Here is a 14,100-nt window from a genome sequence, read left to right as displayed (position 1 = left end):
TTATTAATGAATTATCCAATAAAAAATAGTTACATAAGCTTCCTTGCTATATATAGGTTGGCTGCTTTCTTAATAATGGAGACGGAACTACACTCACCGACAGAAATTATTTCACACTTGTAAGTTAACTAGTATTTATGGAATAATTTTAAAGATAAGAAAACAAAAAGAAATAATTAAACCTCGATAGTTGCTAGCTTATGTCTTGAAAACAATCTTTGGGAGAGTTCCACTTATGACCTTTATCTTTAGGATTTTATCATCCTTTCTTTCAGCCTTTACTGTGTCACTTATCATAAACACTTTATTGTATCTATTTGACAATACTAGTGAGAGTGCATTCCATTTCTCAGATGCGATGCTTAATGCCTATCTAATGCTTCCATTTTTCCTTTTGATTGGTGTACCGATCTCTATCTTTATTGATTGGTATTTAACTAGAAAGGAACGGAGCCTTTATCGGTATCATTTTCTCGCTTATACACTCGCAGGAATAGTACTTTCTTCTATTTTGCCTATTATTTTCGATAGTGGCAGAGTAGTTGAGTGGCTTGCTACCTTTAGTATTCTCATTGGATGTTCCCTGATTTATTTTCATTACCTGTTACTACTAAAGAAATGGCTTAAGTTCTATAAGAGTATACCGCTCAAATCCTAACTCAATTTCTGAAGTCAGAACTTGAGTTTTTTATTTTAATTTAATTTGGTATTTCACCTTAGTTTTATTGAATCTAACCATATTACTAACTTTAAACAAACACACTAGCCTTTCAACGCATTAAAATGCTATAATGACAATATTTTAAATATTAAAACAAAGGAAGGCGTTTTGGTCATGAGGTACGGATTTGCTAAGAGAGTGCAGCATCTTCAATCATCTGCAGTACGCGATATTTTAAAAATCACGAATAAAGGTGATGTCATTTCGTTTGCGGGAGGGTTACCAGACGACGAACTTTTCCCTGTAGAGGCAGTACAAGATGCATTTTCGAAAACATTTCAATCAGGAGGAAAGGCTTTTCAATACGATGCCACGGAGGGATATGCTCCACTTCGGGAGGTTCTTGTTGATCGCATGAACAAGAAGGGCATCGCTTCACGCGTGGATGATATTATGCTCACCACTGGTTCGCAACAAGCAATCGATTTATTTGCGCGGGTAATGTTTAACCCCGGAGATATTGTTCTAACAGAAAATCCAACTTATCTTGCAGCCGTACAGGTTTTTCAATCGTATGAAGTGAAAATTATCCCTGTTGATTCGGATGAGCATGGAATGGTACCAGAGGATCTTGATTACAAAATGAAAAAGTATATGCCGAAGTGTGTGTACGTTGTCCCAACCTTCTCAAATCCGATGGGAAAAGTTTGGTCACTTGAACGACGACAACACCTACTTGATACAGCAATAAAAAAGAAAGTGATTATTTTTGAAGATGATCCGTACGGAGAAATCAAGTTCGATGGAACAAAAACATATACCCCTATATCTGCTTTAGACGATGGATCGCACACAGTCTATACGAGTACCTTTTCTAAAACCGTTGTTCCTGCGTTACGAACAGGTTGGATCAGAGGACCTCATCAAATCATCCGCATTATGGCACAAGCAAAGCAAGCGGCTGATTTGCATTCAAACTCTCTTGCTCACCAAGCACTCTATCACCTTTGCTCCGACTTTGATTTGAACGGTCATATTCAAAACCTCAGGAGTACATATTTTGAACGAATGAAGGTCATGCAACGATTGCTTGATCAAGCTGATCTACCTGGACTTTCTTATACGGTTCCTAAAGGCGGCATGTTCTTTTGGGTAGAACTACCAGAAGGCATTGATACGACGCTTTTATTAAATACAGCTGTAAAAAAAGGTGCGGCTTATGTACCAGGAGCTCCTTTCTATGTTTCAGATCCGAAGAAAAATACAATGCGTCTCAATTTCACTCATTCCACTCAGGATAAAATAGAGAAAGGAATGGAAATTCTAGTAGACGTCTTTCAAGAAGCTGCTCCTATAGAGTACGAAAATATTTAGGGTTAATTCATATGCTAAACGATTGATGAACTCTTTAAATAGTTGAAAACAAGCCTTACCCGAAAACAGTTAAGCGGAAAATCTCCTTTATATTTGAAGTATGTGAAAGGAAATTTATTTCTAAGTTGAAGGTAAATAGTATTTACCTCATCTCTATCTACATAAATAATCCAAAAAGAAGTGAACCTGGAGTCTCCCTCCCAGCTCACTTCTTTTTGGCCTAATCATTAATAAGCACCCTCTGAATAAGTCAGTTCATAGCTATGAGAATAGATCTCGAAAATATTGCCGAACGGATCTTCCACATACACCATTCTAAATGGCTTTTCATTTGGATAGTATTCGCGGATCGGCATACGCTGTTTCCCGCCGTGCTGCTTAATTTTCTCAACGATTCCTTCAATATCAGGGTCCTGGATACAGAAGTGGAAAATACCTGTTTTCCAGTATTCGAAGTTATTTTCTGGCGTTTCGTTTTCCGGGAACTCAAACATTTCGACGCCAATTTTATCTCCGGTTGATAAGTGAGCAATTCGGAATGTATCCCAATCATCTCCAAAGACGTCACGGCACATTTGTCCGATCGGAGAATCATCATTGTGCACATCAGATGGCTCCATCAAAATATACCATCCGAATACTTCCTTATAAAATTTAATAGCTTCTTCAAGATTTGGAACAGATAGTCCGATATGAGAAAAACTTCTTGGATATGGTAACATAGTTTTGAACTCCTCCTTAGTGATTATGTTCTGTCAACACACGTTTATTATACTGAGAACAAAATGATCATGTAAGAACGCACTTTTTTGTGCGATACTAACCAAAAGGTAAGAAAGGAGTCGATCCAACATGACTTCTCCAGTGGATCAAAACGGAAAACTAAAATGCTCGATTGAATATACATTAAAGAAAATCGGCGGTAAATGGAAAACGGTGATTTTGTGGCACCTTTGTGTGGATGGGAGTTTTCGCTACAATGAATTACGCCAGTTACTACCAGGCGTCACCCATAAAGTGATGAGTCATCAGTTAAAAGAACTAGAAGAAGAAGGTTTCATCGATCGAAAACAACAAAATACCGTTCCTCCAAAAGTGGAATATTCCATAACGGAAAAAGGCAAAACGTTGATGCCGATTTTAGAGCAGATGCACTTGTGGGGGACTGAGAATCAAAAATAAAGAGTGCCTGTCACTACCTTACTAACTTGTAAGAAGTGACAGGCACTAGCAATAGATCACCTTATTTTGAAATCTCGTAAATACCTTCTCCACTTGCCACTAATGCTTTTGTAACAACACTCGCAAAAAGGGAGACGTCAATTACACCAGGTATTTCTTTCAGGTGTTTTTCAAGTTGGACACTCTCCTGCCCTTTCTCAAACCAAACATCAATTAAAAAGTTTCCATAATCGGTAACTGTATATCCATCCTTCGCAGAACTTGAACGCACTTCTGCCTTTCCATCCATCTCTCCTACTTTCTTTAGTACAAATGCCAGTGAATCTTGCAAAGTCTCCAGTACGACTGGATGCTGATAACTTAATTCCGGAACAACTTTAGAATCATCAACTAGCAAGATATAGTCCTTGGCCATCTGAGCAATAAGCTTTTCTTGCGTGTGAATACCACCGCCGCTCTTTAGTGCATATAACTTTTCATCAACCTCATCACAACCATCAAATGCAACATCTACTTCTTCAACGGTACTTGTTGGTAGCACTTCCAGTCCCTGATTTACGCATAGATGCTTTGTTTTTAGAGATGGAGTTACGACTTTCACATTTAACTTTTCTTCCTTAATAAAGTCAATTAAATATCCAATTGTACTTCCGCCACCAAGACCGATGATAGTTTCATCTGTTATGTATTCTAGAGCTGCTTTGGCACATTTCTGTTTCATGTTCATTTTGACACCTTACCTTTTTTCAGAGTTTATCTTCTTGTAAGAAATCTAGCATTGGTTGGTTTTATTGTAACAAAATGAGAAGTGAAAAAGTTTAGATGGCCAAGGATATTCACAAATAATTGACGGATAAGGTCTTCACTATTGGAACAAACACTTATATTCGGCATAATCCTCCTTCTAGCGATATATATTTAAACAGGCAATCAAACATGTATAGGAGGGATGTAATGAGAATGGGGATATGTTTTTTTAAATTGGCAGCACTTTATTTCCTAATTGGAGTTAGTATGGGGTTATTGATGGAGATTATGAAGGATCACAGTTTGGCAGGCGCACACGCTCATATTAATCTATTAGGTTGGGCTTCCATGGGCTTATTCGGTTTTATCTATATTCTATTCCCCAAAGCCAGTGAAACGCTCTTAGCAAAACTGCATTTCTGGCTTTATAACGTGTCATTCCCTTTATTTATGCTTGGACTATCTTTTTTCCTTGCAGGCAATACTTCATTAAACGTTCTCCTCATGATCTTTCCTAACCTTCTTGTATTAAGTGTCATCCTGTTCGTTATTAACATGTTTATAAATTTGAAAGCAGAAAACGTTGCTCACTTGCTTAAGAAAAGCGAAACGACGTCACTTTAATTCTATTAAGTCGTTCAATAGTAAAACATAGTTAAAAGGTCGAGTTTCCAATGGAAACTCGACCTTTTAACCTTATAAGTAGGTACATGTTTTCCTACCATTTCCCAAAACAATTTATGGGTTAGTCCACACTGATTTCAATCGATTTATCTCCATCGAATGAATAAAAATCCCATCGCTACTGTATAACTCCAGACCATTACTATCCTCTTTAGGAAACACCAAATTTGTAACGACCGTTTCCCCACTATTCCCAAAAATCTCAATGGAGGATCGATCAATTAATACGGTCAATTGCAAACGCTCATGAGGAGAGTTCATCTTTATTGTCTGCTTACAAGCAAAAGAGGCATGAAAAGAAGAATCTCCTGATTGAGTTCGGTCAAAAGTTAGCATTTCTGTTTTTGCATTATATTCGATGACTGTCTCTTCATTATCAGACTTTAAGACCTTTAAGCCTACTACTTCTGATGAACCAGGATTAAGATCCATGGTTATTTCAAGTGTGTTTTCATGAATACCGCTTAGCACATTTTCACCTGATGTTATCTTTTGTTCTTTCACCAGTACAAGAGGCTCTTTAATATTCTTAAGTTCTGTAACTGGTAGTTGGGTAAGTTGGACACCAGCTAATGTGGATTTCAAGACTAGCTCTCTAGGGATTGTCATCGCGCTTCGCCAACCTTCTGTAGGCGTTTCATTCGCGTAACGCCAGTTACTCATCCATCCAATTAAAATTCTTCTCCCATCATGATCTGGTAAATCTGACCACGTTACCCCTGCGTAGTTATCTCTCCCGTGATCAAGCCAGCACACATGATCTGGATGGTGATCATTTCGAAACGTTTTACCATCAAATTCACCAATGAAATATTGTGTTTTTGAACCGCTATCGACATCTGGATGGTCGCCAAGGCTAACGAGTAATACCCACTTTTGTTTGGATGGATCGTTGTCGACTGGTAGTTTAAATAAGTCAGGGCATTCCCATACCCCCTGATGCGATCCTTCTTTCTCTCCAAACGTGCTGGCAAACTCCCAGTCGATTAAATTTAATGACGTATAGATACTAATGGATTGCCCTGAAGCGATAACCATCACCCAACGATTCGTTTCTTTGTGCCAAAAAACTTTAGGATCTCGAAAATCTAGAATTCGAGGTTCTGATAGGACCGGATTCCCTTTATACAACGTCCAGCTCCTCCCATTATCGCTGCTGTAAGCTAGACTCTGCCGCTGCCGTGGTTTATCGGATCCAGGGTATGTATCCGCATGAGTGAAGATGGCTACGAGTCCACTTTGCCCGTTAAAGAAACCTGTTGTATCATCCCAGTCGACAACGGCACTGCCCGAGAAAATAGCCCCGTTTTGATCTGGTTTTAACGCAATAGGGAGATGCTCCCAGTGAATTAAATCTATACTCACCGCGTGTCCCCAATGCATCGGTCCCCATACGCTACTATAAGGATGGTATTGATAGAATAAATGATATTCTCCATTAAAATAAACCATCCCATTTGGGTCGTTCATCCAATTTGATTCTGGAGTGAAATGAAACTGAGGTCTATGCTTCTCTGAATAGTTGCTTCGAGGAACGACTTGTTCAACATCCAATATTCAGCACCCTTTCCGTCAACAAAGTTTTTAACTAAACCATTAATTGATTTGTAGTTTACTAATTGCTTTAAGAAACCAATAACTAATAAAGTAAGCTAACATACTTGTGATAAAAAATAGTCCTGCTGGATTATCTAACAAGAAATAGACTGTCCCAAGGGTAACAACACCAATTATGATCGTTGAATATGGACTTGCTACAACAAGAAAAAACGAATTTCGCACCAGTTCGTACCACTTTGCTTTTACATGAACCATCATAGGAAATAAGTAGATGGTCATAAGTAGATATATGACGCTTAGAAAGACACTTACGATAAAAATCACGACTTCCATTACTGATCCAGATAGAGATACAATTTGAAAATTAAGATATAAAGAGAGTCCAACTAAGCTCCAAATAAGGGATAAACCAAAGCTTTGTTTGAAATTCTCCTTAAACAACTTAAAGAACGTAATGAAAACACCTGCATCTCCTTTTTTAAGTTGCCACGTTCGAACAACACCGAACATAGCCGCTGTTGAAGGGAAAATTGTGATAATTGGAATGCACATGATCGCCCATATGAAACTGAGAAAGAGGAAATCCACTGCTTTTTCTAGAAAAGAAAATACCTTGTATTTATGATCCCCCAACTCACTCTCCTCCCATCGTATACATCGACTGTTCTCCTAACATGAACTTCGTATCTCTAAGCTTGATGGCAAGCTCACACAGGAAGATTCTTTCTGTGGATTATCTAAACGAGCGAGCAACAATTCTGCTGCTCTTTCGCCTATCTCATGAATTGGCTGTTTAATAATGGTTAACGGTGGATTGGTTGCTTCAGTCCATTCATAGTTATCGTAGCCAATGACAGCCATCTGTTCTGGTACTTGAATCTTGCTTTTATTTAACGTTACGACTGATCCTAATGTGAGAATGTTGTTCCCAATCATAACCGCCGTGCATTTGGACTGCTCCAGTAAAAATGCCATCGCATTTTTGCCAGCTTCCAATGAAGCTTCGTCAATTACAATCATTGATTCATCAACCTGAAGATCGTTTTCTAATAACGCATGTTTATATCCTCTAAACCGTTCATCACTCGTCGTTAGGCCAAGCGGACCGGAAATATATCCGATTCTTTGATGTCCCTTATGAATTAAATGATTCATCGCCTCATACGTGCCTTTAAAGTTATCGACCAGTACACAGTCACAATCAATTCCCTCTGGCTTTCGGTCAATAAATACAATGGGTAATTGATCTTCAAATTCTTTTAAATAGCTATGATCCCCGTAAGTTGGCGCCATGATTAACCCATCGATCATTTGGTTTTTAAACATATTAATTTGTTGAATCTCATTTTCAATTTCTTCATTTGAATTACTTAAAATTAACTGATAGCCAATTTCCTTCAGCTTTTTCTCAATGCTGTGAGCAATCGACATAAAGAAAAAGCCCGAGGTATCCATTTCTTTAGCAGGAATAATCAAACCGATCGTTTTTGAACTACTGCTTCGAAGACTTCTAGCAACAAAGTTTGGACTGTAGTTGAGATCCCGCATAGCCTGATAGACCTTTTTTTTCGTATTTTCAGAAACATACCTCGTACCGTTAATAACGTGAGAAACGGTGGCAGTAGAGACACCTGCTTTTTGAGCGACATCTTTCATTTTTGAACGCATATTGTTTCCATCTTTAACGGTGCCCATATCCTTTTCACCTACTTATCAGATTACTCGCCCTTTTAAACTGCAAACCACGTGACGCGTAATCGATTACGTTACTTTTTATAAAAGAAGCTCTTAAAAAGAGCTTAAGTAAACGATTACGTATATTGTAACTTTAATTATAGTTATTAAAGTAAGCGCTGTCAATTAACTTTCTACGTTAAATAAAAAGGATATATTTCTATAAGAATGAGCTTAATTTCCATTGATAATACTGGCTCCATTTAACTGATAGATAGCTAAAGAGTTTAAAGTTACTTCACCACCGATCGCATATAGTTCTAGCTGATCACTCGTTAGTTCAGGAAAAATTTGATCAGATAACACAACTTCACCATCATTCCCAAACACTTCGATAGAAGAACGATCAACAAATAAGTGAATTGTAACTGAATCATTTGAAGGCATCATGACTACTTCGTGCTTAGCACTAAAAGAACTACTAAAACTCGTATCACCAGACTTAGAACGATCTAAAGATAGCGTAGCATTTGCTATGTCGTAACTAACTTTTGTAAACTCGTCATGACCTACACGAACGTTAAAACCAAATTCTTTCGCCGTTGACTGATCTGTTTGAAATTCAGCAACAATTTCTAACGTATCTCCTTTCATATCAGATAATAGATTCTCACCCGGTAGCACTACTTCATTCGTCCAATAACTTTCTTCACCTCTTAAACTCTGAAGCTCACTGACAGGAGTTTGAACGAGGCGAATACCTAAATTCGAAATGCTGTTCAAATTAAGTTCCTTTGGTATCGTCATTTTACTTCGCCAAATAGCAGTTGGGATCGCTTGACCGTACTCCCAATTATTCATCCATCCCATCGCAATTCGACGACCATCTGGAGTATGATTAAAGGTTAGCGGAGCATAATAGTCAGCGCCATGATCAGAATATAGTACGGTACTTGCTAGATTGTCATTACGAAAGGTCGTTCCATCAAAATCACCAATAAAATATTGTACACCTGACCCACCAGCAGGAGCACCTTTACTAAGACTTACCTGCATCACCCATTTGGTGTTGTTAGAATCACCATCCACAGGTAATTGGAAAAGATCCGGAACTTCCCAAACCCCTTCATGTGATCCTTGATTTTCACCAAAGTCGCTCGCAAATGTCCAATCCTTCATGTCTTCCGAATGATAGATTCGAACAAATTGCTTTTGAAATTGATCTTCCACTGCAAGCAGCATCACCCATTGATTGGATGCTTCATGCCAGAATACTTTCGGATCTCTGAACACTGAAAATTGGTCGATGTTTGTGAGGACTGGATTTCCAGCATACTTCTGCCATGAACGGCCGTTATCATTGCTGTAAGCAAGACTTTGACTTTGATTCCCTCCTTTTTCATGCGTAAACATCGCCACCATGGCATCCTTCCCAAACCCGGCCGTATTGTTTTCATCCACGACAACGCTACCTGACCATATAAATCCGTTCTCATCTTCTTCTAGCGCAGTCGGCAGTCGTTCCCAATTTACTAAATCTGTACTAACCGCATGCCCCCAATTCATTGGTCCCCATGTGACGCCAGTTGGATTATACTGATAAAACACATGGTATTCTCCGTTATGATAAACAAGCCCATTAGGGTCATTCATCCAATTTTTTTCGGGAGTATAGTGAAACTGTGAACGGTATTTTTCATACCGCTCACTCGTTAGAATATCTTCTTCTGAATTGAATACATGAAAATCATCAACATTGATATGACCCCACCCGCCGGTAGCCTTATCCACCACTTTGATGAATACGTCTTCCCCTATATAGGAAGAAGCGTCCCAGTAGACCCTCTTATACTTTTCATTCTCTGTACCGGTCGATTTCAAAAGCTCCTTTCCATCAGCTTCCCGTACGAGAGAAACATATAGGTGATCATTATCCTTCCCTCCGCCAATCAAGAAGTCAATCCACCCACTTCCATAGAGAGTAAAGGGCTCAGATTGTATTTCACCTCTGTCGGCGTCTCCCCCATCTTTGAAGTTCCAAAGGTGATAGGCGTCTTGGTGATTGAAACAACAGTCCCACTCCCACTCTTCCTCCTGTGTGACATCCTGGTCACTAAAGGCCTCCCCGGTAACCGTCCACCCGCTCAAGTCTCCCGTTTCAAAACCGGGGTTCGCTATCGTTACTTTATTCGGAGGCTCTACGGGAGCATTCACATCATCAATACTGATGTGTCCCCATGAACCTTTGGAACGATCAACAACCTTTAGATAAACATCCTCTCCAATGTAATGAGAAGCATCCCACTTAACTCGTGTATAACCTTCCTGGTTTCCACCACTTACTTTCATTACCTCTTTCCCATCGGAACTCCTTACTAGCGCAACATAAAGGTTATAAATATCGTTTCCTCCAGAAACGAGGAAATCGATTTGTCCATTTCCTCCAAGCGTGAATTTCTGTGAACGTATCGTTCCAGTCGCGGCATCATCACCGTTATGAACGCTGTATAGATGAAAAGCTCCGTTTTGATTAAATGGACCTCCCCACCCCCAATCATCAGCAGACGTGACATCAAGATCGCTAAAGGCATCACCTTCCATAACAGTCCACCCCGTTAAGTTACCAGCTTCAAAATCATGATTCACTAACTCATCATGAGGAGGCTCTTCAACGACAGTAAGCGCACTCGTTGCCGTATGACCTCCGTCTCTTGTTTCAGCTTTAATCGTAGCAGCACCTTCAGAATGAGCCGTAACTTTTCCATTCACCACAGTCGCAATGCTTGGATTGCTTGAAGTCCAGATCACCTCTTTATTTGTTGCTTGAGCTGGCTTCACTTCAGGTGTTAGTCGTTCTGTATCTCCAGCAATTAATTCTAGCGAATCTGGATTGAGTGACACCCCAGTAGCGTTCACCTTTTCGTACGCAGAATTCATCTCCCAAACCTGTAATGATTTTACGGTGACGGATTCACTTTGCTCATTTGACCAGAGCTGAACACCTTTCGCATCGTCTCTTGTCGGATAGGCTCTTGTGGTTAACCCTTTTTGTTCATTTAAATAAGCATTGATCTCAGAACGATCCACATATACATGGAGATTGATCGTCTCTGAATCAGTATCTACCTCTCCACCCTGGTACCATTTTTCGACATCGGGATCGAGACTTGATTTGGTTCGGTTCACCCAAAACTCCTTGCTACTTTCTTTGAAATAAACAATCGTTTCTTCTTCCCCATTCGGTGAACGTCTTAAGCTAATTCCCGCTTCATTAGCAGATCCATTGTCTAGTTCTAACTGGATCTCAAGCATATCTCCTTCTATGTTGGAAAGAAGTTGATTCGCTTCTTCCATAGAAGTGTCAGAAGTAAGATTAATAAGCTGCTCGCCACGTAATTCGTTCAACTCTTGGATCGGCTTCATCCCTAACTTGCCGTCATCTCGATAAAAAACCTCTGTTGGCAAACCATAATTGTGGGCATAGCCAGCATCATAATCGTCGTTTGCTGGACGCCTGCCCTGCGTAATACTATGAATAACGGTTCTTCCATCAGGCGTTACCATTCCAGCTGGTCCAGTAAAATGGTCTCCAACATCGAGTAATTGTGGGGTTTCATTATCTGGCGTGAACTTAGCGGTATCCGGATTCCACGTTCCAATCCAATAGTACGTATACCTCGACTGATACTCCTCTCTTTCCATTTTGGCAGGGTTGATTAAGAAAATATGCTTCCCGCTATCTCCTAATGGGAGTAAAATCGGCAGTTCCCAAACGCGTCCAGTTTCTGGATAGGTTCCATAATCTCCAACGAATAAGTCTCCTTCGAAGGTCCAATCTTCAAAACTCTCATCCTTTGTAGAATACACTAGCGCGGTACCTCCAACGGCTTTGCCATCAGTTCCTTCTTTACCAGAAGTCACTAACATGTACCAGGTATCACCATCTTTAAAAACGTAAGGATCTCGAAATTCACCCATGATCCCCTGTCCTTCTTCTTGATCTAGAATCACTTCTGAATTCTTTTCCCAACGGTTAAGATCGTTATCCCCATCCTGCAAAAACGTACTTCTTGCTAAATTAATGCGCTGATTAGGCTGATCACGATCATCACCCGCTGTGTAAAAGATAACAGGCACACCGTTATCATCGACAACAGCACCACCCGCCCACGCCCCCTCGGGATCCACATCATATCGCCCAGGGATAACGGCATCGTCAACATCTCTCCAATGAACCATATCATCACTTACTAGATGCCCCCAGCGAATATGATTCCAGTATGGACCTCTAGGATTACTCTGATAGAACACATGATATTGACCATTAAAGTAAATAGGACCACCTGGTTCATTTCCCCAATGGTTCGGAGGAGACATATGAAACTGTGGCCGATGTTGGTCGTCCGCTAAAAGACTGCGATCGGTTTTTACATCAGCGGTCGGCAGATTACCATTTAAAGCGCTTACATAAGATTCGTAGGAACCTTTCACATTCCCAGCACTCAAAGCCTGATTGTAGATTTTCACTTCATCCATAAGCCCACTAAACATATTTAAATCAAAGCCATACAACCACATGCCATCATTGTTCTTTCCAATTAACAAATCTCTTACACTCGGTTTAATCGCAGCTCCTGCATCAAATTTTCGTGATGTTACCTTTTCACCATTTTGGTAGAGAACTGCTTCTCCAGTTGTGCTATCGTACGTTGCGACGACGTATGACCACTCATTTAAAGGGAGTAGTGTATCTGACATCACTTCATGCCACTCGTCTCCAGTACCAAACTGTAACCCCCACGTACCGTGGCGAAAATTTCCGAGTATGAATCCTTCTTTCTTCTCCCGGTTATGCTGATTTACGATTGCAGATAAGCGGCCTTCGTCTCCGTGTTCAAAATTTCTTGGCGCGACCCACGCTTCAACTGTTATAGCTTCTTTAGGCGCAGGTAGTTTCGTAGGGCTCTGTTTAATCCAGGTAGAGTACCCATCAAATAATAAGGAACCGTTTGAAATGCCGTCCTTCCACAGTGGATCCTGTGCTTCCTGAAAGACTCCCTTACTAAGATGGTAATCAATTAAATTGGTTTCACCTGTTACTTGCTCTACAGTATCCTGACCAGTACCTTCATCTAAACTCCAGTGAGCCATTAACCCATCAGTGAAAGGAGAATTGGTTGTTCGAAAGTCATCAACATTGATATGTCCATACGCCCCTTTAGCATTATCTACGATTTTGATTATCACTTCTTCACCGACATAATCTGAAACATCCCAGTAAACGCGTTGGTACTTTTCTGTATCACGTCCGGTTTCTTTTCGTAATTCCTTTCCATCAGACGTTCTTACGAGAGCAACATATAGATTGTCTTTGTCATCCCCTCCTCCAATAAGAAAATCGATTCCGCCATTTTGATCGATCGTAAATGGCTCTGAGTGCAGCTCACCTACTTGATCGTCTCCACCATCGTTAAAATTCCATAAATGGTAGCGCCCCTCATGCAAAAATTCATCGCCTTCACTCCATTCATCTTCATGAACAAGGCTCTCTGGGCCAAACGCATCTCCGCTGACAATTTCCCATCCCCTTATTTCGTACGGAGTTAGTGCCGTATATTCGAAATCATGATTATAAATAGAAGGCTCCACATGGTCATGTAAAGAAGGGGTCGCAGGAACATTCACATCATCAAGATTGATATGCCCCGTTGTCGTTGAATCAACAACTTTAATCCTAACAACTGTGCCTATATGAGCTGAGGCATCCCAACTCTTCTTGGAATATGTATCTGTCCCAGTCCCTGTTTCCTTCATTAATTCTACTCCGTCTGATTCTCTAACGAGAGAGATCGATAAGTGCTCCGCATCAGAATCTCCTCCTGTAAGAAAATCAATCTGACCATCTCCACCAAGAGTAAAAGTTTCAGACTGCATAACCCCAACTTTTGTATCGTCTCCTCGCCCGCCCCATATATGCCAGAAGTTCTTTTGATTAAAGGTTTGCTTATCCCAATAGCTAGATTCATCTGTGACATCTTTCTCATTGAACGCGTTACCACTTACAATTTTCCAACCAGACAAATCCCCTGTTTCGAAACTTGGGTTTGCAATGGTCGTTTGAGCATGAACAGAGTTCGAAATATTCATTGGCATAAGGCTACCTATAACTAATAAGACAGTCAGAGAAACCACTTTCAACCTACAGCGATTGAACATGA

The 14,100-nt window shown here is 40.2% G+C and carries 10 protein-coding genes; 4 read left to right on the top strand and 6 right to left on the bottom strand.

Features of this window, described 5'->3' with window-relative positions:
• Nucleotides 1-235 precede the first annotated feature (235 nt).
• Both IQ283_RS05625 and IQ283_RS05620 read left to right on the top strand, forming a co-directional pair.
• Complete coding sequence (locus IQ283_RS05625) at nucleotides 236-658, top strand: hypothetical protein (RefSeq protein WP_194219133.1); 423 nt, start codon at nucleotides 236-238, stop codon at nucleotides 656-658.
• A gap of 177 nt (nucleotides 659-835) precedes the next feature.
• Entirely contained in the window at nucleotides 836-2,035 is a 1,200-nt protein-coding gene (locus IQ283_RS05620) for a PLP-dependent aminotransferase family protein (protein WP_194219132.1), read from the top strand.
• Between the two features lie 227 nt (nucleotides 2,036-2,262).
• Here the strand turns inward: IQ283_RS05620 and IQ283_RS05615 are convergent, their stop codons facing one another.
• On the bottom strand, nucleotides 2,263-2,757 hold the full coding sequence (locus IQ283_RS05615) for a lactoylglutathione lyase family protein (RefSeq protein WP_194219131.1): 495 nt from the start codon (nucleotides 2,755-2,757) through the stop codon (nucleotides 2,263-2,265).
• A 130-nt stretch (nucleotides 2,758-2,887) separates the two neighbouring features.
• Here IQ283_RS05615 and IQ283_RS05610 point away from each other — a divergent pair, with 130 nt between their 5' ends.
• On the top strand, nucleotides 2,888-3,217 hold the full coding sequence (locus tag IQ283_RS05610; protein WP_194219130.1) for a winged helix-turn-helix transcriptional regulator: 330 nt from the start codon (nucleotides 2,888-2,890) through the stop codon (nucleotides 3,215-3,217).
• A 61-nt stretch (nucleotides 3,218-3,278) separates the two neighbouring features.
• Here the strand turns inward: IQ283_RS05610 and rpiA are convergent, their stop codons facing one another.
• Complete coding sequence (gene rpiA / locus IQ283_RS05605) at nucleotides 3,279-3,938, bottom strand: ribose 5-phosphate isomerase A (RefSeq protein ID WP_322098033.1); 660 nt, start codon at nucleotides 3,936-3,938, stop codon at nucleotides 3,279-3,281.
• Nucleotides 3,939-4,171: 233 nt separating this feature from the next.
• Between rpiA and IQ283_RS05600 the strand changes: the two genes are divergently transcribed.
• Nucleotides 4,172-4,588, top strand: coding sequence for a cytochrome-c oxidase (locus IQ283_RS05600; RefSeq protein WP_242057253.1), 417 nt, complete (start codon nucleotides 4,172-4,174; stop codon nucleotides 4,586-4,588).
• A 114-nt stretch (nucleotides 4,589-4,702) separates the two neighbouring features.
• Here the strand turns inward: IQ283_RS05600 and IQ283_RS05595 are convergent, their stop codons facing one another.
• From IQ283_RS05595 to IQ283_RS05580, 4 genes are all read right to left on the bottom strand, one after another.
• Nucleotides 4,703-6,202 carry a glycoside hydrolase family 32 protein gene (locus tag IQ283_RS05595; protein WP_242057252.1) on the bottom strand — a complete coding sequence of 500 codons (1,500 nt, stop codon included), beginning with the start codon at nucleotides 6,200-6,202 and terminating at the stop codon, nucleotides 4,703-4,705.
• Nucleotides 6,203-6,244: 42 nt separating this feature from the next.
• Nucleotides 6,245-6,841, bottom strand: coding sequence for a YesL family protein (locus IQ283_RS05590; protein WP_194219128.1), 597 nt, complete (start codon nucleotides 6,839-6,841; stop codon nucleotides 6,245-6,247).
• A 36-nt stretch (nucleotides 6,842-6,877) separates the two neighbouring features.
• The gene (locus IQ283_RS05585) at nucleotides 6,878-7,903 is read right to left on the bottom strand and encodes a LacI family DNA-binding transcriptional regulator (protein ID WP_242057251.1); all 1,026 of its coding nucleotides are present in this window, start codon (nucleotides 7,901-7,903) and stop codon (nucleotides 6,878-6,880) included.
• A gap of 213 nt (nucleotides 7,904-8,116) precedes the next feature.
• A complete protein-coding gene (locus tag IQ283_RS05580; RefSeq protein WP_194219127.1) occupies nucleotides 8,117-14,029 on the bottom strand; it encodes a GH32 C-terminal domain-containing protein in 5,913 nt (1,970 codons plus the stop codon).
• Between the last annotated feature and the right edge of the window lie 71 nt (nucleotides 14,030-14,100).

It is taken from the genome of Pseudalkalibacillus hwajinpoensis (assembly GCF_015234585.1).
Classification (GTDB): Bacteria; Bacillota; Bacilli; order Bacillales; family Guptibacillaceae; genus Guptibacillus; species Guptibacillus hwajinpoensis_B.
Note: the sequence above shows the minus strand (reverse complement) of the source record. Positions and strands in the feature narration are given on the sequence as shown.

Excerpts from the sequence above, each read along its gene's own strand:
- IQ283_RS05625 (WP_194219133.1), top strand. The coding sequence starts at position 236 with ATGACCTTTATCTTTAGGATTTTATCATCCTTTCTTTCAGCCTTTACT.
- IQ283_RS05620 (WP_194219132.1), top strand. The coding sequence starts at position 836 with ATGAGGTACGGATTTGCTAAGAGAGTGCAGCATCTTCAATCATCTGCA.
- IQ283_RS05615 (WP_194219131.1), bottom strand. The coding sequence starts at position 2,757 with ATGTTACCATATCCAAGAAGTTTTTCTCATATCGGACTATCTGTTCCA.
- IQ283_RS05610 (WP_194219130.1), top strand. The coding sequence starts at position 2,888 with ATGACTTCTCCAGTGGATCAAAACGGAAAACTAAAATGCTCGATTGAA.
- rpiA (WP_322098033.1), bottom strand. The coding sequence starts at position 3,938 with ATGAAACAGAAATGTGCCAAAGCAGCTCTAGAATACATAACAGATGAA.
- IQ283_RS05600 (WP_242057253.1), top strand. The coding sequence starts at position 4,172 with ATGAGAATGGGGATATGTTTTTTTAAATTGGCAGCACTTTATTTCCTA.
- IQ283_RS05585 (WP_242057251.1), bottom strand. The coding sequence starts at position 7,903 with ATGGGCACCGTTAAAGATGGAAACAATATGCGTTCAAAAATGAAAGAT.
- IQ283_RS05580 (WP_194219127.1), bottom strand. The coding sequence starts at position 14,029 with ATGAATATTTCGAACTCTGTTCATGCTCAAACGACCATTGCAAACCCA.